Raw genomic sequence first — 21,712 nt, forward strand, 5'->3', positions numbered from 1 at the left:
GATACTGGGGCCGCCGTGTACAACGCGGAGCAAAACGACACACGAACCCTGACGCCGGGAGAACAGCCATGTGCGCCGACCAGCCGACCATCATCTACACGCTGACCGACGAGGCGCCGCTGCTGGCGACGTATTCGTTCCTGCCGATCGTGCAGGCCTTCACCGGGCCGGCGGGTATCGACGTCAAACCCAGTGACATCTCGCTGGCGGCCCGCATCCTGGCCGAGTTCCCCGACGTCCTGACCGAAGCACAGCGGGTGCCCGACAACCTGGCCGAACTCGGCCGGCTCACCGGACTGCCCGACACCACGATCATCAAGCTGCCCAACATCAGCGCCTCGGTGCCGCAGCTGGTCGCCGCCATCAAAGAACTGCAGGGCAAGGGATTCAACCTGCCGGACTATCCCGCGGACCCCAAGACCGACGACGAGCGCGACATCCACGGCCGCTACGCCAAGTGCCTGGGCAGCGCGGTGAATCCGGTTCTGCGGGAAGGCAACTCGGACCGGCGTGCGCCCAAGGCGGTCAAAGAGTACGCGCGCAAGCATCCGCACAGCATGGGGGAGTGGTCGCAGGCGTCGCGCACGCACGTGGCCACCATGCGCCACGGCGACTTCTACCACGGCGAGAAGTCGATGACCCTGGATCGCGACCGTGACGTCAAGATGGTGCTGAACACCAAGGGCGGCAAGACGATTGTGCTCAAGGAGAAGGTGTCGCTGCTCGACGGCGACATCATCGACTCGATGTTCATGAGCGTCAAAGCGCTGCGCGAGTTCTACGAAGAGCAGATGGAAGACGCCCGCAAGACCGGCGTGATGTTCTCGCTGCACGTCAAGGCCACCATGATGAAGGTCAGCCACCCGATCGTGTTCGGCCACGCCATCAAGGTCTTCTACAAGGACGCGTTCGCCAAGCACCAGAAGCTCTTCGACGACTTGGGCGTCAACGTCAACAACGGCCTGTCTGACCTCTACAGCAAGATCGAGACGCTGCCGGCCTCGCAACGCGAGGAGATCATCGAGGACATGCACGCCTGCCACGAGCACCGTCCCGAGCTGGCGATGGTCGACTCGGCCAACGGCATCACCAACTTCCACTCGCCCTCGGACGTGATCGTCGACGCCTCGATGCCGGCGATGATCCGGGCCGGCGGCAAGATGTACGGCGCCGACGGGCGGCAGAAGGACACCAAGGCCGTCAACCCCGAGTCCACCTTCGCCCGCATCTATCAGGAGCTGATCAACTTCTGCAAGACCCACGGCCAGTTCGACCCGGCCACCATGGGCACCGTCCCCAACGTCGGGTTGATGGCGCAGAAGGCCGAGGAGTACGGCAGCCACGACAAGACGTTCGAGGTTCCCGAGGCCGGCGTCGCCGACGTCGTCGACCTGGCCACCGGTGAGGTGCTGATGAGCCAGAACGTGGAGGCCGGCGACATCTGGCGGCTGTGCCGGGTCACCGACGCCGCCATCCGGGACTGGGTGAAGCTGGCCGTGCAGCGGGCGAAGGCCTCCGGCATGACGGTGGTGTTCTGGCTCGACACCGAGCGTCCGCACGAGGCGGAGCTGCGCAAGAAGGTCAAGGCCTACCTCAAGGACTACGACACCGAGGGCCTGGAGATCCAGATCATGCCGCAGGTGTGGGCCATGCGCTACACCCTGGAGCGGCTGATCCGCGGTCAGGACACCATCGCCGCCACCGGCAACATCCTGCGCGACTACCTCACCGACCTGTTCCCGATCCTGGAGTTGGGCACCAGCGCCAAGATGCTGTCGATCGTGCCGCTGATGGCCGGCGGCGGCATGTATGAGACCGGGGCGGGCGGCTCGGCGCCCAAGCACGTCAAGCAGCTGGTCGAGGAGAACCACCTGCGCTGGGATTCGCTCGGCGAATTCCTTGCCCTGGCAGCAAGTTTCGACGACCTGGGCGTCAAGACCGGCAATGTGGGCGCCAAGATCCTGGGTTCGACGCTGGATGCGGCGATCGGCAAGCTGCTCGACGCCAACAAGAGCCCGTCGCGCAAGACCGGTGAGCTTGACAACCGCGGCAGCCAGTTCTTCCTGGCCAAGTACTGGGCCGAGGAACTCGCCGCGCAGACCGAGGATCCCGCGCTGGCCAAGCACTTCGCCGCGGTGGCGGATGCGCTGACCAAGAACCAGGACGTCATTCTCAACGAACTGACCGTGGTGCAGGGCAAGCCGGTGGACATCGGCGGCTACTACGCGCCCGACCACGACATGACGGCGGCGGTGATGCGGCCCAGCCCGACGCTGAACGCCGCGATCGACGCCAAGGCCTGACGTCCGGAGCGCCTGGCCCCCGGCCGAACGTGAAGACAGCTTCACGTTCGAGCGCGAGAGTGAGCCCAACTTCACGCTGAGCGGGGGCTAGCGTGCGACAATGCGCCGGTAAGGCGACGACGATGTAGGAAGCCGGTGCGAATCCGGCGGTTCAGCGAAGCTGGAACCGCCGCTTCAATTCCGGAGCGGTCCCGCCACTGTGATCGGGGGAATGAGCTTCACCCGAGAGCCAGACACTCACGTCGTCGCATCCTGCGATTCGGGGCGGCGACCCCAGAGAGCTGGCAAACGTGACGGCGCCGATGTGGATCGCCTCTCCACCGGAAGTCCACTCGACGTTGCTATCGGCCGGCCCCGGCGCCGGTCCGTTGTTGGCCTCGGCGGCGGCGTGGACGGCGCTGAGCACCGAATACACCGAGATCGCCGACGAACTGGCGGCGCTGCTGGCTGCGGTGCAGACCGGGGCGTGGCAGGGCCCGTCCGCCGAGGCGTACGCGGCGGCCAACGCGCCGTATCTGGCCTGGCTGACCCAGGCCGGTGCCGCCAGCGCGGCGATCGCGGCCCAGCAGCAGACCGCGGCCACGGCCTACACCAGCGCCCTGGCGGCGATGCCGACACTGGCTGAATTGGCGGCCAACCACGCCACCCATGCGGTGCTGGTCGCCACCAACTTCTTCGGTGTCAACACCATCCCGATCGCTGTGAATGAGGCCGACTACGGCCGGATGTGGATCCAGGCCGCCACCGTGATGGCCACCTATCAGGCGGTGGCCGGGGCGGCGGTGGCGTCGAGTCCGCAGACGGTCGCGGCGCCGCAGATCGCCAAAGTCGGATCAGCCGACTCCAGCCAGCCGCAGCTGCCGCCGGACCGCCAGAACGACATCATGGAGTGGCTGCAGAACAGCGGCTACACCGACTTCTACAACAACGTGTTGCAGCCGATGATCAACGAACTGGCCAGCAACTCCTACTTCCAGTCGATCTTCGCCGGGTTCGACCCCTGGCTGACGATCACCGGAAACCCGTTGAGCTTCTTGAGTCCCTACAACATCGCGTTCGCACTGGGCTACCCGATGGACTTCGGCTCGTTCGCCGCCTACCTGTCGCAGACGTTCGCGTTCATCGCCGCCGACCTCACCGCGGCGTTTGCCTCCGGCAATCCCGGCACCATCGCCTCGACGCTGTTGTTCACCGCCGTCGAGGCCATCGGCACCATCATCACCGACGTGATCGCCCTGCTCAAGACGCTGCTGGAGCAGGCGGTGGTGCTGATCCCGATGGTGCTGCCGATGCTGACCACCGCGCTGGCGCCGCTGGCCGCCGCGCCGCTGGCCGGGCTGGCGGGGCTGTCCGGCCTGGCCGGTCTGCACGCCGTTCCGGTGCCGCTGGCCCCGGCGCCGCCGCCGTTCGCCGGGCTGACGGTGGCGCCCACCCCACCGGTCCCGGCGCCCGCGCCGGCGCCCGCAGCGGCACCGGCTCCCGACCCGGCGCCGCTGCCGGCCGCACCCGGGTCCCCACCGCCGCCGCCCGCGCCGCCGCTGTCTCCAGTGGAGGGCCTGTCCGCCATGTATATGGTCGCCGGCCTGGGCCAGCAGGCCCGCCGGGCGGCCGGGACCAGCGTGCGCCGTCGCACAGCACCCGAACCCGACACCGCCGAGGCGCCCGCGGAGGCCGTTGCCGCAGAGGAGAACACCAGGGCCCGTCGGCGCCGCAAGGCCAAGGCCGACCTGCTCGGCCGCGGCTATGAGTACATGGACCTCGAAGAACCGGTGCTGCCGAGCGGGCTGACCGCGCTGTCCGGAGACGCCTTCGGCGGCGGGGCCACCACGCCGATGACGCCGCGCACCTGGATGCCGGAGTATCAGCGCGGCCTGCGGTAGGACTCCAGGTAAGACGGCAGCGCGATGGCCGGGTCAAGGTCGGCGGCCGGCTCCGGCGGCCCGGCCTCCAGGCGCAGCGGAACCACGCCGGCCCAGTGCGGCAACGCGATGTCCTCGGGTTCGTCGTTGGGGCCGCCGTCACGCACCGAGGCGGACACTTTGACGAGGTCGAGGGCCAGAACGGCCGTTGCGGCCAGCTCCCGGCGGTTGGGTGGCCGGGCGTCGGTGGACCGTCCGGGCGCGACGTGATCGAGCAGCGCATCCAGCCCGAGGCGCTTCTCGGCGTCGTCCTCGACCAGCCGGGCGTTTCCGATGACAACCACCGAGCGGTAGGCCATCGAGTGGTGCAGCGCCGAGCGGGCCAACACCAGCCCGTCGACCAGGGTGGCGGTGACGCAGACCGGCAGACCGGCGGGGCCGGCGGCCAGCACCGGGCCGCTGCCGGTGGAGCCGTGCAGATACAGCGTCTCGTCGACCCGGGCATGGGTGGTGGGCAGCACCACCGGATGGCCCTCGCGGGCATAACCCAGATGGCAGATCAGGGCCTCGTCCAGGATGCGGTGCACGGTGTCGCGGTCGTAGCGGGCCCGTTCCCGGTAGCGGGTGGGGATGGTCTGCGGTGTCGGCGCGTAGGTCACGGGCTTGCCTCCGTTAATGTACTAGTGCAATATTATGGCTGTGCCAGTACAATACAGGATCAGCGGTGGCGGTGCCGAGGCGATCGCGGCCAGCGTCGAAGAGGGCATCGCCGCCGGCGCACTGGCGCCCGGCGCCGCGTTGCCGGCGATTCGCGAGCTGGCGCAGCAGCTCGGGGTGAACCCGAACACGGTGGCCGCCGCCTACCGGTTATTGCGTGACCGCGGCGCCGTTGAGAGCGCGGGCCGCCGCGGCACCCGGGTGCGCGACCGGCCGGCGACCACACCGCGCTCGTTGCGTGGGCTCGCGGTACCTCCGGGCGTGCGGGACCTTTCCACCGGAAACCCGAATCCTGCACTGTTGCCCGCGATTTCGGTAGCGCCCGGGCCAGTGGTGCTCTACGGGGATCCGCCGATCACGCCCGCGTTGGCCGAGCTTGCCGCGGCCGAACTGGCCGCCGACGGGGTGCCGGCCGACCACCTCGCGGCCACCTCCGGAGCGCTGGACGGCATCGAGCGGGTGCTCGCTGCTCACCTGCGCCCCGGTGACCGGGTGGCCGTCGAAGACCCGGGATGGCCCAACCTGATTGACCTGCTTGCTGCGCTGGGGCTCGTCCCCGAACCGGTCGGGGTCGACGACGACGGTCCGCTGCCCGCCGATCTGGCCCGCGCGCTGGGACGCGGGGTGCGTGCGGTGGTGGTGACCAGCCGCGCCCAGAATCCCACCGGTGCAGCGGTTTCCGCTGACCGCGCAGATGACCTGCGGGCTCTGCTGGACGGATCCGATGTGCTGCTCATCGAAGACGACCACTGTGCGGCTATCGCCGGCGTGCCGCTGCACACACTGGCCGGAGTGAGCCGGCACTGGGCGTTCATCCGGTCGGCGGCCAAGGCCTACGGTCCGGATCTGCGCCTGGCCGTGCTGGCCGGGGATCAACGCACCGTGGAACGGGTGGCCGGCCGGCTGCGGCTGGGGCCGGGCTGGGTCAGTCACCTACTGCAGAATCTGACGGTCGGGCTGTGGCGCGACCCCGCGGTGGCCCGGCAGGTGGCCGACGCCGAAAGCGCCTACGGCGCCGCCCGCGCCGGGCTGTGCGCGGCGCTGGCCGCCCGAGATGTGGTGGCGCACGGCCGGTCCGGGCTCAACGTGTGGGTCCCGGTGCCCGACGAGGCGGTGGCCATGACGGCGCTGTTTGCGGCGGGCTGGGCGGCGGCACCGGGGGCGCGGTTCCGGATCCGGTGCGCTCCGGGCCTGCGGGTCACCATCGCCGAGCTGGCGCCCGCCGATATCGACCCGCTCGCCGATGCGGTCGCCGCTGCAGTGCGCGGCCCCGGGCGGTCCAGCGTCTAGCCGCGCACGGCGACCGGCGAGGCTCGGCGGCCGTGCGATAATGCGCCGGTAAGGCAACGATGGTGCAGGAAGCCGGTGTGAATCCGGCACGGTCCCGCCACTGTGATCGGGGAGCGACCCTCAACAGCCACGGCTCCAGGTGGAGTTGGAAGGCGAGGCGAGCGGTGATCCGAGAGTCAGGACACTCACATCGTCGCGTCCTGCGACCCGGGGCGGTGTACCCCGAGAGAGCTGATCACCTTGACTGCGCCTATCTGGGTGGCGTCGCCCCCTGAGATCCATTCGTCCCTGTTGTCCGCCGGCCCCGGAGCCGGCCCGCTGCTGGCCTCCGCGGCGGCTTGGAGCGCCCTGGCCGTCGAGTACACGGCGATCGCCGACGAACTGACCACCGTGTTGGCCGCGGTGCAGGCCGGCGCGTGGCAGGGCCCGTCGGCGGAGGCGTTCGTGGCCGCCAACGCGCCCTATCTGGCGTGGCTGCTGCGGGCCGGTGGGGATGCGACCGTGACGGCCGCGCAGCACCAGAGCGCGGCGGCGGCCTACACCAGCGCGCTGGCGGCGATGCCGACGCTGGCCGAACTGGCCGCCAACCACGCCACCCACGGGGTGCTGGTGGGCACCAATTTCTTTGGTATCAACACGATTCCGATCGCCTTGAACGAGGCCGACTACGCGCGGATGTGGCTGCAGGCCGCCACCGTGATGACGGTCTATCAGGCGACGGCGAGCACCGCGGTGGCCGCGGCCCCGCAGACCGAGCCGGCGCCCGCGGTGCTCAAAGCGCCCGGGAGCGCCGACGCGTCGGCCCCACAGCCGCCGCAGTGGTTCCTCGACTTCGCCAAATGGGTAGAAGGACTGGTGCCACATCCGCCCTATCCCGACAGCGGCCAATACCCGCTGTACGCCGAGCTGGTGGACTTCTTCAACAAGATCGGCTACACGGGAATCGCGGACCCGCTGGCCAAGTTCTTCGCCGAGCTCGCCGGCTCGGGCGTGCTGCCGCCACCGGGGGTCCCCGGGTCCTGGCTGGCCTGGACGGGCAACCCGCTGAGCTATCTCAATCCTGCCAACCTGGCCTACATCTTCTCGGTGCCGCTGGACCCGGGGTCCTACTTCGCGTTCACCAGCATCGTCATCGTCGACGACCTGCTGGCGATCATGTACACCGCCCTGTTCAACCCCCAGGCGCTGGGGCTGGTCGTGCCGATGGCGATGGTCGAGATCGTCGGGTCGACGATCGGCAACACCATCCAGGCGCTGAACTACCTGATCACCCAGACGGCGCTGATCCCGGCGCTGTTACCGGCGCTTGCCGCCACGTCCGTGCTGGCTCCGGCCGGGGTGATCGGCGGTCTGGGGATCGGGGCGCTGGCACATCACGCGGTGGCCGCCGCGGTGCCACCGCCCGCCTCTCCGCCGCCCGGGCTGGTGATGGCCCAGCCGCCGGCACCGGCACCGGCTCCCGCACCGGCCCCGTCACCGACCCCGGCACCGCCGGCCGCACCCGCCGCAGCCGCCGCCCCGCCGCCCAGCGCGCCGCCGCCGACACCGGCCGGGCCGCCCCCGGTGACCATGCCGGCCTACATGTACCTGGTCGGCGGCCTGGACATGGGTGCTCGACGGGCATCGGGGACCAGCGCCCGCAAGAAGCCGGTGCCCAAACCGGACAGTGCCGATGTTCCCGCCGCGGAATCGGCGGAAGAGGTTGCGCCCCAGCGGCGTCGGCGCAAGGCGAAGGTCGGCATGCTGGGTCGCGGGCACGAGTACATGGATTTGGAGCCTGAGCCCGTTGCGGCGCTGCCCTCGGATCGGGGCACCGGTTCGCACGGCTTCGCCGGCGCCACCCGGCGGGTGACCACCGCGCGTCCGGCCGGGCTGACCGCACTGGCCGACGACGGGTTCGGCGGCGGCGCGGTCAGCCCGATGATGCCGAACACCTGGCCGGCCGACCCGGACTGACCTGGCGGCGGCGCCCGGCACCGCCGCGCTTGGCAGCGGCGCTAGCCGCCGCAGCGAATCCGGTTCCCGCTGCGGTCCAACGGGTCCGGGCCCAGGCCCAGGTACTTCGCGCGCAACTTGTCCCAGAGTTCCAGCTGGCCCCACTCGGGCTCTTCGCGCATCTGCTGATCGTTGGTGAGGAAGGGGTTCGGCAGCATGATCGTCATCATCTGCTCGTCGCGCCCGTTGAACAGCCGCACGCCCCATGACATCGGGTTGCCGTCCTTGCCGATCCGCCGGTACAGCTCGGCGCGGCTGCACCGGCGAATCCGGCCCAGCTCCGAACCGCTGGCCCGGTGCTTGCCGATGCACAGGTGAAAGTGCCAGCGGCCGAAATCGACGGTGGCATACCCGTCGAGCATCGCGATCTTGCGCGGCGCGTTAGGGGCGGCGACCTCCCAGGCGGCGCCCTGCATGATGATGCCGAACCAGATCTCGTCCCAGTACTCGTCGAAGCACAGGTGCAGCAGCTCCAGCAGGCTCTGCTGATCGGCGGGCAACGGCCACAGTTGTTCGCGGCCGCGGTCTTCGGTGTCGACGATCGGAGGATCGGCGACGACGGTGTTCTCGGTCATGTGGGTGCCTTCCTGTTCCTCGGGATTTCGGGTTTGTGGTCCAAGGCGCAGTCGACGCACAGTCCGCCGCCGGGAGTGCGGTAGAACAGGCAGCAGGTGGTGCGCCGGTAGTCGGTGTGAGCGCCGTTGAAACGGATTGCGCCGGAGAGCCGTTCGTCTTCGCACACGTCGCGGGCAAGACCCCAGCCCGACTCGGTGGCCAGGGCCCGGGCGGCACCGAGAGCGGCGGAGGCGGCATTTCCGTACAGCAGCTTCTCCGAGATCGGACCGAGCCGGCGCAGCGCAGCGGCCAGCGGGGTCAGGTGTCGGCCCAGGACTGTCTCGGCCAGTAGCGTGTCCAGGTCGTCGCCGTGCCAGCCCATCGGCTCCGGTAGGTGCAGTCGAACCGTGCCGCCGGATTCGTTGTACCACAGGTGATCAGGGTCCAGATCCAGCAATAGCCCGTGCTCGGCGAGTGCGCCCAGTCCGATCGACCACAGCCGGGCGGCGAATCCGAGGAAGAAGGTCGACGCCGCAACCCGGTGATCGGATGCTCCGATGCGCTGCCCGACGTTGCCGACAGCTCGGGCGAGCATCATTTGATCGCTGTAGAGCCGCGTGACCGGGCGCCAGTCGCCGTCTAAGGTTCCGGTGGACACCGCGAAATACGGGCTGACGGTGGACAAGTCGGCCAGGGCCGACACCACCTGATCCTGGGGCGCCAAGCGGCGGTGCGGTTCGGCGGGAAGGGAGCGCAGCAGCTGTGGCAGGTCACGTAGCGCGGTGCGGGTGGTCGACGGCGCGGTGCGCAGTGCGACCGCATCGGGAGCGGTTGCGCTGACCATGATTTCGGCGGGTTCGCCGACATCCCAGCCCTCCCGCGACAGCACCCGGGTCAGTGCGGCACGCAACGGCTCGCCGGCGTCAACGCGGGCGGATCGGCGCGCACCGCCGGCGGTGCCGAACGCGAACATGCCGCTGGCCGGGTCAAAGCGCAGCGTGTCGGTGTCGAACATCGCCGCGATGCGCCCGGACAACATCAGCTCCTCACCCACGGTGTCCACCAGCGTTCCCGCGGGATCCAGCAGCCACACCCGATCGGCCACGCGCAGCGCCAACTCCAGGTCGTGAGTGCTGAGCACCACCGCCAGCTGCTGGTCACGGGCCAGCTCACGGAGCAAACCGAACAATCCGGCCCGCGAGGACACGTCCAGGAACGCGGTCGGCTCGTCGAGGATCAACAGGCCCGGCTGCTGCGCCAGGGCGCGTGCGGTCAGCACCCGCTGGCATTCCCCGTCGGACAATTCCGCCGCCGGCCGCGCGGCCAGATGCTGCGCGCCGGTCGCTCGCAGCGCCCAGTCGATGATCTCGTCGTCTTCGGGGCGCAGCCGGGCGCCCAGGCCCAGGTGCGGGATGCGGCCCAGCCCGACCAGCGCCCGGGCCGACAGCAGGCCCGGGTCGATTCGCCCGGTCAACACCACCGCGATCCGACGGGCCAGCTCGTCGCGCGGCAACCCGGTCAGGTCAGCGCCGTCCAGCAGCACCCGGCCGCCCAGCGCGGGCTGCAGCCCGGCCAGCGTGCGGATCAGGGTGGACTTGCCGGCGCCGTTGGGGCCGATCAGCACGGTCAGCTCACCGCGGCGGGCCCGGGCATTCAGGCCGGTCGCCACGGTGGTCGATCGGCGCCGATGGCGGTAACCGATCGTCAGGTCGGCCAGCTGCACGGCCGCTGTTGGGGGCGTCATGACGGCATCCCCGACCCGCGGCGGGCCCGCAACAGCACCGCGATCACCACCGGCGCCCCCACCAGCGCGGTGACGGCATTGATCGGGATGACCAGGTTGCTGTCGGGCACCTGGCTGACGATGCCGCACCCCAGCGCGGCGACCGCACCCAGCAGCACCACCGTCGGCAGCACCACCCGGTGATCCGAGGTGCCCACGGCGATGCGCGCCACGTGCGGCACCACCAGCCCGAGAAACGCGATCGGCCCGCAGAACGCGGTCGTCACCCCCGCCAGCAGCGACGCCGAGGCGACCGTGACGATACGGGCCCGGTGCACGTTGATACCCATTGTGGCCGCGTAACTCTCACCGAGCAGCAGCGCGTTGAGCGGCCGAATCGTCATCGCTGCGGTGACCAGTCCGACGGCCACCAGCGGCAGCAGCAACCGCAGATCGGCCCAGCCGGTCGCGGCGAAACTGCCCAGCCCCCACAGCAGGTATTGCTGCACCCGCTGCGGATCGGAGTAGACCAGCGCCAGACTCACCAGCGCGGTGCTGGCCGCACCCAGCATCACCCCGATCAACAGCAGCGTCGCCGCCGAGCGGGTCCAGCGGGAGAGGCCCAGCACCAACGTCAGCATCGCCGCGGCGCCCACGGCTGCCGCGACGACCTGACCGGTCCGGCTGGCCCCGGCGGTGCTGAAACCGGCCGCACCGCCGGCCAACACCACCAGCGCCACACCGAGGCTGGCCCCGGAGCTGACCCCGAGGATGTAGGGGTCGGCCAGGGTGTTGCGGAACAGGGTCTGCAGCTGCAGGCCGGCGACCCCCAGGGCAGCCCCGGCGGCCAGCGCGGTGAGCACTCGCGGCAGCCGCATGCTCGTCACGATCACCTGCCAGCGCGCATCCGACGGCTGGGCGCCGAACAGCACCCGGACGGTGTCGGCCAGCGGCACCCGCACCGGACCCAGCGCCAGACCCAGCAGGGCCAGCGCCAGCACCGCGGCCCCCAGCCCGGCCAGCACCAGCGTGGTGCGCGGCGGTCTCGTCGTCATCGCCGCACCTGACGGTAGAACTCGAAGGAGTGGCCCGGGGCGAGCTGCGGGTGCAGGATCGCGATCAGGTCACCGAGCAGCAGATCCGGTCGCGCCGTGCCCCGTTCCCAATACAGGTTGCCGCCCCCGGGGGTCATCGCCTGGGTCGCCGACCACACCTGCCCGGTGCGCACCGCGGCCAGTTCACCGTACCGGCTGTCGCGGGCCACCGCGTCGCCGAGCGTTTCCCAAGCGTCGGTGACCAGCCACAGCGGTGCGTTCCCGGCCCGGGTGTACACCGACTCGAAATTCAGCTGCCGGGTCTCGGCGCCGTCGTCGGCCAGCCAGGGATAGCTGCCGCCGGCGTCGGCCACCAGCCGGCCCGAGTAGCTGGCCCCGGTGGGCATGGCCCAGTTGCCCGAATACATGGTGCCCACCAGCACCTCGGCCGGCGCCGCCTGCGCGGCCTGGGCGGCCAGCGCGCGGTAGCGGTCGCGGATGTCCTGGTAGGTCTGCGCGGCCTGTCGCTCGGTGCCGGTCAGCGCCGCGAACACCTTGACCCACTCGGCCCGGCCCAGCGGGGTCGGCTCCAGCCACTCGGCGTCGGCGAGCACCGGGATGCCGGCCTCACGCAGCTTGGGATAGCCGGGGTCGTCCATGCCCTCGGTGACCAGCACGTCGGGCCCGGCGTGCAGCACGCTCTCGATGTTGAGCTGTCCGCCCGGCGCGTAGCCGACGGTCGCACCGGCATGGATGCGGTCCCGGATCTGCGGGTCGGCCACCGCGGCCGGGTTTGCCACCCCGGTGACGACCCCGGCCTGGCCCAGCTCGCTGATCATCGCCAGATGCGTCGTCGACCCCGAGTACAAGCTGCGCACCGGGACCGTGATCTGTTGGGCGCGAGCCAGTTCACCGGTCAGCGCCGGAGCCGGTGTCCCGCAGCGCACCAGCACATACGACACCGGTTTGCCGCCGAGGTAGGGGCGGTGCACGGTCAGGATCTGATAGCTGCGGTGATACTCGAGTCGGAAATTGGTGGCTTCGGCCAGCGTCGACTTGTCCGGAAAGTAGTCGGCGTGCGGGTCGAAGTCGGTGATGCAGCCGGGCCGGGCCTGTCGGGGGGGCGGGGTGTCGGAGCAGCCGGCCACGCCGGCGACCAACGCCAGGACCAGCGCGAGCGCAGGGACTACCGCACGGGACATGGGCGTGCATCAGCTTCCTCGGGGTACACCGCCCCGGTTCGCAGGACGCGAGGACGTGAGTCTCCTGGCTCTCGGATCACTGTTCGCCTCGCCTTCCAGCCCCACAAGCGGCGGGCCGTGGCTGATGAGGGTCACTCCCCGATGACAGTGGCGGGACCGCGCCGGATTCCCACCGGCTTCCTCATTTCGTCATCGCCTTACCGGCGACATTCTTGCACGCCGCGCTGCGTTAGGCTGGCGGCCGTCTCGTGGCGTCAGGAACCCGGTGCGAATCCGGGGCGGTTCCGCCACTGTGAGGGGCGCTGACAGGCACAGCTCCTCGAGCCAGATACTGGCCGCGGGACTTCCGACGACGAGGGGCGCGAACCCCTCAGGAGGCCTGCCTTATGCGGCGCATTGCGCTTCTGTCCACCTCGGATACCGACCTGTTGTCGGCACGTGCCAGTGGGGCGGCCTACCGGCTCGGCAACCCGGCACGTCACGACATCGAACCGCTGGTCGACGGAGTCGACGTCGTGGTGCTGCGGATCCTGGGGTCCTCGGCGGAGATCGCCGACGAACTGAAGCTGCTGCGGGCGACCGGCCTGCCGCTGGTGGTGCTCGGTGGGGAGCGGTCACCCAACGCCGAGTTGATGGAGTGCTCGACGGTCCCGATCGGGTTGGCCGCCCAGGCGCACGCCTATCTCGCCGAGGGCGGGCCGGGCAACCTGGCCCAGCTGCATGCGTTCCTGTGCGACACCGTGCTTTTGACCGGTGAGGGTTTCGACGAGCCGGCGGTGATCCCGGAATGGGGGTACGCGGAGCGGGAGCCGGTCAGCGCACCCGACCGGGTGCGGATCGGGGTGCTGTACTACCGCGCCCATGAGGTCAGCGGCAACGCCGGTTTCGCGCACGCCCTGGCCGACGCCATCGATGCCACCGGCCGAGCGGTCGGGATACCGATCTTCGCCGCCTCGCTGCGCAACGCCCCCGACGAGCTCTACACGGCGTTGGGCACGCTGGATGCGGTGGTGGTCTGCATGCTGGCCGCTGGCGGGGCGATGAACGCCACCGCGACCGTCAGCGCCGGCGACGACGACGGCGCGTGGGACATCGAACGCGTTGCCGCGCTGGACATTCCGGTGTTCCAGGGCCTGTGCCTGGCGTCGTCGCGGGCGGACTGGCAGGCCAACGACGACGGCGTCACCCCGCTGGATTCGGCCACCCAGATCGCGATCCCGGAGTTCGACGGCCGGATCATCACGGTGCCGTTCTCCTTCAAGGAGATCGACGACGACGGGCTGCCGCACTACGCCGCCGATGCCGAGCGGTGTGCACGGGTTGCCGGTGTGGTGGTGAAGCATGCTGTGCTGCGCCACATCCCGAACCGTGACAAGAAGCTGGCGCTGGTGCTCTCGGCCTATCCCACCAAGCACTCCCGGGTCGGCAATGCGGTCGGCCTGGACACTCCGGCGTCGGCGGTGCGGCTGCTGCGCCGGCTGGCCGCCGCGGGCTACGACGTCGGCGACGGCTTCGGGGTGCTCGACATCGAGGACGAAGCCGAGGCCGGGGATCGGCTGATCCACACCCTGATCGCGGCCGGCGGCCAGGACGAGGACTGGCTTTCTGCGGCGCAGCTGACCGAGGCGCAGGTGCGGGTGACCGCTGATCAGTACGCGTCCTGGACCGCCGACTTGCCCGACGCGCTGCGCGACGCGATGACGACGGCCTGGGGCCCCGCACCCGGCAAGCTGTTCGTCAACGCCGCCGGTGAGATCGTGCTGGCCGCCCTGCGATCCGGCAACATCGTGCTGATGATCCAGCCGCCGCGCGGGTTCGGGGAGAACCCGGTGGCGATCTACCATGACCCGGAGCTGCCTCCGAGTCACCACTACCTGGCCGCCTATCGTTGGCTGGCACATGGATTCGGTGCGCACGCGGTGATCCACCTGGGCAAGCACGGCTCGATGGAGTGGCTGCCCGGCAAGACCGCGGCGTTGTCTTCCGCCTGCGCCACCGACGCGATGATCGCCGACCTGCCGTTGATCTACCCGTTCCTGGTCAACGACCCCGGCGAGGGCGCTCAGGCCAAACGCCGGGCGCACGCCACCATCGTCGACCACCTGATCCCGCCGATGGCGCGTGCGGAGTCCTACGGCGACATCGCGCGGCTCGAGCAACTGCTCGACGAGTACGGCAACATCGCCACCATGGATCCCGGCAAACTGCCGGCGATCCGCGGCGAGATCTGGAACCTGATGCGCGCCGCGGAGATGCACCGCGACCTGGGGCTCGACGAGCGGCCCGAGGATGAGGAATTCGACGACTTCCTGCTGCACGTCGACGGCTGGCTCTGCGAGATCAAAGACGCCCAGATCCGCGACGGCCTGCACGTGCTGGGCGGCGCCCCGACCGGTCTCGAGCGGGTGAACCTGGTGCTGGCGATCCTGCGGGCCCCGCAGGTCTGGGGCGGGGTGGACCACGCGGTGCCCGGCCTGCGGGCCGCTTTGGGACTCAAAGAAGATGCCCCGGGGGCCGCCGTCGACGAGATCGAGGAGCGCGCCCGGTCGCTGGTGCAAGCCATGGAGGCCGCCGGCTGGGAGGTCGGGGCCGCCGATTCGCTGCACCCCGACCCCGAGGTGTGCCGGGTGCTGAGATTCGCCGCCACCGAAGTGGTTCCGCGGCTCGCCGGCACGGCGGCCGAGCTGGACTCGGTGCTGCACGCACTGGCCGGGGGGTTCGTGCGGCCCGGGCCGTCGGGGTCGCCGCTGCGCGGCCTGGTCAACGTGCTGCCCACCGGACGCAACTTCTACACCGTCGACCCGCGGGCGGTGCCGTCGCGGCTGGCGTGGCAGACCGGGCAGGCGATGGCCGACTCGCTGGTGCGACGCTACCTCGACGACACCGGACGCTATCCGGAGTCGGTGGGGCTGTCGGTGTGGGGCACCTCGGCGATGCGCACCTCCGGCGACGACGTCGCCGAGGTGCTGGCCCTGCTCGGGGTGCGGCCCGACTGGGATGAGGCCTCCCGGCGGGTGTCGCGGCTGGAGATCATCTCGCTTGAGGAGCTCGGGCGGCCCAGAATCGATGTGACGGTGCGGATCTCGGGGTTCTTCCGGGACGCTTTCCCGCACGTGGTGACGATGCTCGACGACGCCGTGCAGATGGTCGCGACCCTCGACGAGCCGGACGAGCAGAACTTCGTGGCCGCCCACGCCCGCGCCGACCTGGCCGCCCACGGCGACCTGCGCCGGGCCACCACCCGGGTATTCGGGTCGGCGCCCGGCTCTTACGGGGCCGGCATCCTGCAGGTGATCGAGTCCGGAACCTGGCGCGACGACAAGGATCTGGCCGAGGTCTACACCACCTGGGGCGGGTTCGCCTACGGCCGCGGACTCGACGGCTGTGCCGCAGCCGATGACATGCGCACCAACTATCGCCGGATCAAGGTGGCCGCCAAGAACATCGATACCCGCGAGCATGACATCGCCGACTCCGATGATTACTTCGTCTACCACGGCGGCATGATCGCGACGGTGCGGGCGCTGTCCGGGTCCGACCCGAAAGCCTATGTGGGCGACTCGACATCGACGGATGCCGTGCGCACCCGCACCCTGGCCGAGGAGACCGCCCGGGTGTTTCGGGCCCGGGTGGTCAACCCGCGCTGGATCTCCGCCATGCGCCGGCACGGCTACAAGGGCGCCTTCGAACTGGCCGCCACCGTCGACTACCTGTTCGGTTTCGACGCCACCGCCGGGGTGGTGCACGACTGGATGTATGAGAAGCTCGCCGCCGAATACGTGCTGGACCCGGTCACCCGCGAGTTCCTCGACAAGTCCAATCCGTGGGCGCTGCAGGGCATCGTGGAGCGGTTGACCGAGGCCGCCGACCGAGGGCTGTGGGCGGACCCGGATCCTGAGACCATGGCAGCATTGCAACAGGCCTACCTGGAGGTCGAAGGAGACCTGGAGGATCGGTGAAAGTCTGGATTCTCGGGATCGGGATGGGCCCGCAGCACGTCACGCCCGAGGTGGCCGACGCACTGCAGACGGTCGACTATGTGCTGGCAGCCGAGAAGAGCGACGCCGACGGGCTACTGGCGCTGCGGCGGGCTGTCGTCGACGCCTATGCCGGGTCGGTGCCGATCGTTACCGTGGCCGATCCGGCCCGCGACCGCTCGCCGGAGCTGACCGGGACCGGCTACACCCGGGCGGTGGCCGACTGGCATGCCGCCCGGGCCGCGCGCTATGCGGACGTCTTGCGGGCGCGGGGCGGCACCGCCGCGTTCCTGGTCTGGGGTGACCCGGCGTTGTACGATTCGACGATCCGCATCGTCGAGCGGGTGAAAGCCCTTGGAGTGCAGCTAGATTACGACGTAATGCCCGGGATCAGCGCTCCGCAGCTGCTGGCCGCCCGGCATCGGATCGTGCTGCATGAGGTGGGCCGGCCGGTGCACATCACCACCGGTCGGCGGCTTTCCGAGGCCGTCACCGCTGGACAGGACAACATCGTCGCGATGCTCAACCCGGACGGGCTGGACCTTTCCGCGGTGGCCGATTGGACGATCTGGTGGGGCGCCAACCTCGGTGCGGCAGGGGAGCGGCTGGTCAGCGGCCGGGTTTCTGACGTCGTCGACAAGATCGCGGCTGCCCGCCACGCCGCGAAGGCTGAGGCGGGCTGGGTGATGGACGTGTTCCTGGTGCGGCGGACCTGATGGCCGGTCTGCTGATCGCCGGAACCACCAGCGACGCCGGCAAGACCGTGGTCACCACCGGGCTGTGTCGGGCGTTGGCCCGCCGCGGAGTGCGGGTGGCGCCGTACAAGGCGCAGAACATGTCGAACAACTCGATGGTGGTTGTCGGCGCGGATGGTGTCGGCGCCGAAATCGGCCGGGCGCAATGGATTCAGTCGCTGGCCGCCCGAGCCGTTCCCGAGCCGGCAATGAACCCGGTATTGCTCAAACCCGGCAGTGACCAGCGCAGCCATGTGGTGCTGATGGGCCGGCCCTGGGGTGAGCTGTCGTCGTCGAACTGGATGCACGGTCGAGCCGAATTGGCTGCGGCCGCGCACGGCGCCTACGACGATCTTGCCGGGCGCTACGAGGTGGTGCTCGCCGAGGGCGCCGGCAGCCCGACCGAAATCAATCTGCGCACCGGCGATTACGTCAACATGGGCTTGGCGCGACACGCCGGCCTGCCGGTGCTGGTCGTCGGCGATGTGGACCGGGGCGGGGTGTTCGCCGCGTTCTTCGGCACCGTCGCGCTGCTCTCGGCCGAAGACCAGGCCCTGGTGGCGGGATTCATCGTGAACAAGTTCCGCGGGCAGCAGCGGTTGCTCGAACCGGGCCTGGCCGACCTGGAACAGCTCACCGGCCGAAGGGTTTTCGGCACCCTGCCGTGGCACCCCGGGTTGTGGCTGGACTCCGAGGACGCACTTGACCTGGAGGGCCGGCGCTCGACGCGCACCGGCGCGCGGCGGGTGGCGGTGATCCGGCTGCCGCGGATCAGCAATTTCACCGACCTGGACGCTCTCGGCTTGGAACCCGACCTGGACGTGGTGTTCGCCTCCGACCCGCGGGGGGTGTCCGATGCCGATCTGGTGGTGCTGCCGGGAACCCGCGCCACCATGTCCGATCTGGCCTGGCTGCGCTCGCGCGGACTGGATGGTGCGATCGCCGCGCACACCGCCGCGGGCAAGCCGGTGCTGGGGATCTGCGGGGGCTTCCAGATGCTGGGCCGGACGATCAGCGACCCCGACGGCGTGGAGGGACCGCCGGGCGAAGTGGCCGGTCTGGGCCTGCTGGATGTCGAAACCTGTTTCGGCGCAGATAAAGTGCTGCGGGTCTCCGGCGGCGGATACGAGATCCACCACGGCCGGATCACCCGCGGTGACGGTGCCGAGGAGTTTCCCGGCGGCGCCCGCAGCGGCCAGGTGTTCGGCACCATGCGACACGGGAGCTTCGAAGCCGACGCGCCGCGCGCAGCGTTCCTGGCCGAAACGCTCGGCCTGGCGCCATCGGGGGCGTCGTTTCCCGCCGCTCGCGAATACCGACTCGACCTGCTGGCCGATCTGATCGAAGAGCACCTGGACGTCGACGCCGTGCTGAAGTTGGCGCTCGGCGGCCCGCCGCCGGGACTGCCGTTTCTGCCGCCGGGGGCACCGTGACGCACGTGCTGCTGCTCGGGGGCACCGCCGAAGCCCGTGCGTTGGCCGACCGACTGGTTGCCGCCGGGGTCGACGTGACGACGTCGCTGGCCGGCCGGGTGGCCAATCCGCGGCTGCCGGCCGGGGCGGTGCGGGTCGGTGGTTTTGGTGGGATCGACGGCCTGCGTGCGGCATTGGCCGACTACGACGCCGTCGTCGACGCCACCCATCCGTTCGCGACCACCATGTCACGCAACGCGGCCGCCGCCTGTTCGGCTGCCGGCCGGCCACTGCTGCGGCTGGAGCGGCCCGGCTGGGGGGAGCGGGCCAGACCGTCCTGGCAGTGGGTCGACTCGCACGAGCAGGCCGCCGCCCGCGCGGCCCGGCTGGGCCGGCGGCCGGTGCTCACCATCGGGCGCCAGCAGCTGGCGTCCTACCTGGTGGCGCTGGCACAGGCGGCGGTGTTGGCGCGGGTCGTGGACCCGCCGTCGATCACGGTGCCGCCCACCTGGACGGTGGTCACCGACCGGGGGCCGTATGCGCTGCCCGGCGAGCTGGCGCTGCTGCGCGAGCACCGCGCCGACGTGGTGGTGACGAAGGATTCCGGCGGCGAGTACACCTGGCCGAAGATGCTGGCCGCCGACGAACTCGGGCTGCCGGTGGTCATTGTGCGCCGTCCGGACCGGCCGGCCGGCGTGCGATGCGTGTACGACGTCGAGCAGGCGCTGGCCTGGGTGCTAACCGGCGATTGACCAGACTTGCAGGGCCGCGCCGCCGGTGAGCAGCGCGGCGACCTTGACCACTTCCAGGCCGGCGTAGGCGTAGTGGGCGTGCGAGCGGTCGAGCATCCCGCCAGGCGTTGTGGCCTCGGCGGCGGCCAGCACCGCGTCGGATCGGCGGCGCAGCCGGGGCCGGACGAGCAGCGACTGAACCGCCAGCACGGTCACCGCCACACCGACCGCCGCCAGCGCGAGCCGGCCCGGCGGATCGACGGCGACCGTGAGCACCACGACGGCCGCCAGCACGATCTCGACCGCGTTGAGCGCCCGGAACACCAGCCGGCCGATGCCCAGCCCCAGGTGCACGGTGATTCCCGGCGCCCGGAATTTCAGCGGCGCCTCCAGAAACGAGATCGCGAGCACCATGCCCAGCCAGGCGAAGACGACTGCCGCTGCGATCGCACCCATCTCGCCGCGCCTCCCGAGTTATCTGTGTCTGCCGGTTGCAGAAAACGTATCTGTGCAACTCGGTCACAGACAAGTGCGGAGGGGGGTAATGCTCGACACAGGACGTCCGGCACACTGGCAGCCGTGATTGTCGAGCATGGAGTGCTGCCCATCCGCCCCGGCGCCGAGGCCGAGTTCGAAGCGGCGTTCGCCAAAGCGCGGCCGTTGATCGCCGCGCAGCCGGGCTTCCTCGGGATCTCGATGTCCCGTTCGATCGAGTCGCCGAACCTTTATCTGCTGCTGGTGCAGTGGGAGACTGTCGAGGCGCACACCGAGGGTTTTCGTAAGTCGCCGGAGTTTGCGCAGTGGCGGGCGCTGCTGCACGAGTTCTACGAGTCCCCGCCGGTGATCGAGCACTTCGTCGAAATCGAGTAAGGGGTGATGTGGCCGTGGACGCGAAGCGGACCCTGGAATTCAATGCCCGCAACATCGCGGAGTTCCGCAGCAACGGCGGGAAACTGGGCGGCGCGTTCGAGGGTGCGCCGGTCCTGCTGCTGACCACCACCGGCGCCAAATCCGGGCAGCCGCGCACCAGCCCGATGATGTATCTGCCCGAGGGGGAGCGGATCATCGTGTTCGCCTCCAACGAAGGCAAGGACCGCCATCCCAGCTGGTATCACAACCTGCGGGCGAACCCGTCGGCCACGGCCGAGATCGGCACCGAGACCTTTCCCGTCACCGCCACCGAGATCACCGGCGCAGAACACGACCGGCTCTACGACATCCAGGCCGAACGCTACCCGGGTTTCGCCACCTACCGGGAGCGCACCGATCGGGTCATCCCCGTCATCGAGCTGACCAGAACCACGTAGCATTTCGACCCATGGCTCGCTGCGCCTACGCGCATGACGCGGTCGTCGTGCTGCACCCCGGTGGTAGCCCCGACGCTCCCGGCGGTGCCATCGCCCAAGCACTGTGCGGGAGCTGGGATCACCTGCCGCCCTGCCCGCTTGCGCCGCACCACGTCGCCAACCAAGTCGTCGGCGACGACCTGGTATTGCGGGTCCTGTTCGCCGCCGAAGCCGCCGACGAATCGCGCGTCCGGCGCCTCATCGACGAGGCGCTCGCTGCCGGAGAACTGACCGGTCCCGACGGGCTGGTGACGAATTGGCGGCTGAAATCTGCCGCTGCCGGCCAGGTCCGGCCCAGCGAGCAAAGCCATGCTGCCGAACTGATCGCACACGACTGAACGGCGCTCAGGACTCCGCGAGTTCCTTGACCCTGGGGTCGACTGGCCGGCCGGTGACCTTGCTGGCGGCCACAGCGGCTCGGGCGGCTGCCTTGGCGACATCGAGGTCGGACATGTAATCCCGGCGTTTCGAGGGCTCAGGCCTGTCTTCGGCTGCCATGGCTGTCCTCCTTGCCCGCAGCGGCCAAAGCCGCGTATTCCGCAATGACCTGAACGATAGAGCCGTCATCGACGGTCACCAGTTTAGACCGCATCAGCGTGGCCAGCAGGGACCAGCCGAGTCCGGCCTGGCTGTTGCTCTGGTCGAACGTCCGCTCAAAAGCCCAGGTGGTGCGTCGCCACCATTCGCTACGCCGGTCGGCCCGGTTCTTCTGCTGCCAGGTGACGACGACGCCGACGGTCGCCAGACCGCCGACGATCAACGTCACCCAGGATTGTGGGGGCACGAACCTGACGCTAAAGCCGGCCAGGCCCACCAACAACGCCTAGAGCCGGG

At 70.1% G+C, this 21,712-nt stretch carries 19 protein-coding genes and 4 riboswitches; of the genes, 11 read left to right on the forward strand and 8 right to left on the reverse strand.

What is annotated here, in order from left to right; translation table 11 throughout:
- Positions 1 to 68 precede the first annotated feature (68 nt).
- Together AC5Y4Q_RS02965 and AC5Y4Q_RS02970 are read left to right on the forward strand one after the other, a co-directional pair.
- Entirely contained in the window at positions 69 to 2,303 is a 2,235-nt protein-coding gene (locus AC5Y4Q_RS02965) for an NADP-dependent isocitrate dehydrogenase (protein ID WP_499957925.1), read from the forward strand.
- An 81-nt stretch (positions 2,304 to 2,384) separates the two neighbouring features.
- Positions 2,385 to 2,564: riboswitch (cobalamin riboswitch) on the forward strand.
- Between the two features lie 29 nt (positions 2,565 to 2,593).
- Complete coding sequence (locus AC5Y4Q_RS02970; RefSeq protein WP_499957927.1) at positions 2,594 to 4,183, forward strand: PPE domain-containing protein; 1,590 nt, start codon at positions 2,594 to 2,596, stop codon at positions 4,181 to 4,183.
- On the opposite strand, the gene AC5Y4Q_RS02975 is transcribed toward AC5Y4Q_RS02970, so the two are convergent.
- Positions 4,165 to 4,821, reverse strand: coding sequence for a pyridoxamine 5'-phosphate oxidase family protein (locus AC5Y4Q_RS02975; protein WP_064922372.1), 657 nt, complete (start codon positions 4,819 to 4,821; stop codon positions 4,165 to 4,167). The two genes, AC5Y4Q_RS02970 and AC5Y4Q_RS02975, sit on opposite strands and share 19 nt — an antisense overlap.
- A gap of 40 nt (positions 4,822 to 4,861) precedes the next feature.
- Here AC5Y4Q_RS02975 and AC5Y4Q_RS02980 point away from each other — a divergent pair, with 40 nt between their 5' ends.
- Both AC5Y4Q_RS02980 and AC5Y4Q_RS02985 read left to right on the forward strand, forming a co-directional pair.
- Entirely contained in the window at positions 4,862 to 6,169 is a 1,308-nt protein-coding gene (locus tag AC5Y4Q_RS02980; RefSeq protein WP_064922381.1) for an aminotransferase class I/II-fold pyridoxal phosphate-dependent enzyme, read from the forward strand.
- A 23-nt stretch (positions 6,170 to 6,192) separates the two neighbouring features.
- Positions 6,193 to 6,376, forward strand: a riboswitch (cobalamin riboswitch).
- A gap of 33 nt (positions 6,377 to 6,409) precedes the next feature.
- Entirely contained in the window at positions 6,410 to 8,125 is a 1,716-nt protein-coding gene (locus AC5Y4Q_RS02985; RefSeq protein WP_499957931.1) for a PPE family protein, read from the forward strand.
- A 41-nt stretch (positions 8,126 to 8,166) separates the two neighbouring features.
- Here the strand turns inward: AC5Y4Q_RS02985 and AC5Y4Q_RS02990 are convergent, their stop codons facing one another.
- From AC5Y4Q_RS02990 to AC5Y4Q_RS03005, 4 genes are read right to left on the reverse strand one after another with little or no spacing between them, the layout of a single operon-like run.
- Entirely contained in the window at positions 8,167 to 8,739 is a 573-nt protein-coding gene (locus AC5Y4Q_RS02990; RefSeq protein ID WP_064922370.1) for a DUF7676 family protein, read from the reverse strand.
- On the reverse strand, positions 8,736 to 10,463 hold the full coding sequence (locus AC5Y4Q_RS02995; protein WP_064922369.1) for an ATP-binding cassette domain-containing protein: 1,728 nt from the start codon (positions 10,461 to 10,463) through the stop codon (positions 8,736 to 8,738). Before AC5Y4Q_RS02995 ends, AC5Y4Q_RS02990 begins: the two co-directional genes overlap by 4 nt.
- Positions 10,460 to 11,497, reverse strand: coding sequence for a FecCD family ABC transporter permease (locus tag AC5Y4Q_RS03000; RefSeq protein WP_064922368.1), 1,038 nt, complete (start codon positions 11,495 to 11,497; stop codon positions 10,460 to 10,462). Before AC5Y4Q_RS03000 ends, AC5Y4Q_RS02995 begins: the two co-directional genes overlap by 4 nt.
- On the reverse strand, positions 11,494 to 12,678 hold the full coding sequence (locus AC5Y4Q_RS03005; protein ID WP_064922367.1) for an ABC transporter substrate-binding protein: 1,185 nt from the start codon (positions 12,676 to 12,678) through the stop codon (positions 11,494 to 11,496). The genes AC5Y4Q_RS03000 and AC5Y4Q_RS03005 overlap by 4 nt, the downstream gene beginning before the upstream one ends.
- 37 nt (positions 12,679 to 12,715) lie before the next feature.
- Positions 12,716 to 12,905, reverse strand: a riboswitch (cobalamin riboswitch).
- A riboswitch (cobalamin riboswitch) is annotated at positions 12,900 to 13,032 on the forward strand. (Overlaps the previous riboswitch by 6 nt.)
- A 32-nt stretch (positions 13,033 to 13,064) precedes the next feature.
- Here AC5Y4Q_RS03005 and AC5Y4Q_RS03010 point away from each other — a divergent pair.
- Genes AC5Y4Q_RS03010 through AC5Y4Q_RS03025 form a run of 4 tightly spaced genes read left to right on the forward strand, consistent with a single transcriptional unit; the run spans position 13,065 to position 19,553 of the window.
- On the forward strand, positions 13,065 to 16,637 hold the full coding sequence (locus AC5Y4Q_RS03010; RefSeq protein ID WP_064922366.1) for a cobaltochelatase subunit CobN: 3,573 nt from the start codon (positions 13,065 to 13,067) through the stop codon (positions 16,635 to 16,637).
- Positions 16,634 to 17,371, forward strand: coding sequence for a precorrin-6A synthase (deacetylating) (gene cobF / locus AC5Y4Q_RS03015; protein ID WP_064922365.1), 738 nt, complete (start codon positions 16,634 to 16,636; stop codon positions 17,369 to 17,371). The genes AC5Y4Q_RS03010 and cobF overlap by 4 nt, the downstream gene beginning before the upstream one ends.
- Positions 17,371 to 18,822 carry a cobyric acid synthase gene (locus AC5Y4Q_RS03020; protein ID WP_064922364.1) on the forward strand — a complete coding sequence of 484 codons (1,452 nt, stop codon included), beginning with the start codon at positions 17,371 to 17,373 and terminating at the stop codon, positions 18,820 to 18,822. Before cobF ends, AC5Y4Q_RS03020 begins: the two co-directional genes overlap by 1 nt.
- On the forward strand, positions 18,819 to 19,553 hold the full coding sequence (locus AC5Y4Q_RS03025) for a cobalt-precorrin-6A reductase (RefSeq protein ID WP_064922363.1): 735 nt from the start codon (positions 18,819 to 18,821) through the stop codon (positions 19,551 to 19,553). The genes AC5Y4Q_RS03020 and AC5Y4Q_RS03025 overlap by 4 nt, the downstream gene beginning before the upstream one ends.
- Here AC5Y4Q_RS03025 and AC5Y4Q_RS03030 read toward each other — a convergent pair.
- Positions 19,539 to 19,988, reverse strand: a complete 450-nt coding sequence (locus AC5Y4Q_RS03030; RefSeq protein ID WP_064922362.1) for a hypothetical protein — start codon at positions 19,986 to 19,988, stop codon at positions 19,539 to 19,541. The genes AC5Y4Q_RS03025 and AC5Y4Q_RS03030 overlap by 15 nt on opposite strands.
- 123 nt (positions 19,989 to 20,111) lie before the next feature.
- Between AC5Y4Q_RS03030 and AC5Y4Q_RS03035 the strand changes: the two genes are divergently transcribed.
- The 3 genes from AC5Y4Q_RS03035 to AC5Y4Q_RS03045 are packed head-to-tail and all read left to right on the forward strand — an operon-like array spanning position 20,112 to position 21,216.
- Positions 20,112 to 20,402, forward strand: coding sequence for an antibiotic biosynthesis monooxygenase family protein (locus tag AC5Y4Q_RS03035; protein ID WP_064922361.1), 291 nt, complete (start codon positions 20,112 to 20,114; stop codon positions 20,400 to 20,402).
- 14 nt (positions 20,403 to 20,416) lie between these two features.
- Positions 20,417 to 20,839: a nitroreductase family deazaflavin-dependent oxidoreductase gene (locus AC5Y4Q_RS03040; RefSeq protein ID WP_064922380.1), complete on the forward strand. Its 423-nt coding sequence runs from the start codon at positions 20,417 to 20,419 to the stop codon at positions 20,837 to 20,839.
- An 11-nt stretch (positions 20,840 to 20,850) separates the two neighbouring features.
- A complete protein-coding gene (locus tag AC5Y4Q_RS03045) occupies positions 20,851 to 21,216 on the forward strand; it encodes a hypothetical protein (RefSeq protein ID WP_064922360.1) in 366 nt (121 codons plus the stop codon).
- Positions 21,217 to 21,223: 7 nt separating this feature from the next.
- On the opposite strand, the gene AC5Y4Q_RS03050 is transcribed toward AC5Y4Q_RS03045, so the two are convergent.
- Positions 21,224 to 21,376 carry a hypothetical protein gene (locus AC5Y4Q_RS03050; RefSeq protein WP_165604295.1) on the reverse strand — a complete coding sequence of 51 codons (153 nt, stop codon included), beginning with the start codon at positions 21,374 to 21,376 and terminating at the stop codon, positions 21,224 to 21,226.
- Positions 21,354 to 21,692 carry a hypothetical protein gene (locus AC5Y4Q_RS03055; RefSeq protein WP_234786352.1) on the reverse strand — a complete coding sequence of 113 codons (339 nt, stop codon included), beginning with the start codon at positions 21,690 to 21,692 and terminating at the stop codon, positions 21,354 to 21,356. Before AC5Y4Q_RS03055 ends, AC5Y4Q_RS03050 begins: the two co-directional genes overlap by 23 nt.
- Between the last annotated feature and the right edge of the window lie 20 nt (positions 21,693 to 21,712).

The sequence above is a fragment of the Mycobacterium sp. NGS16 genome (assembly GCF_059813225.1).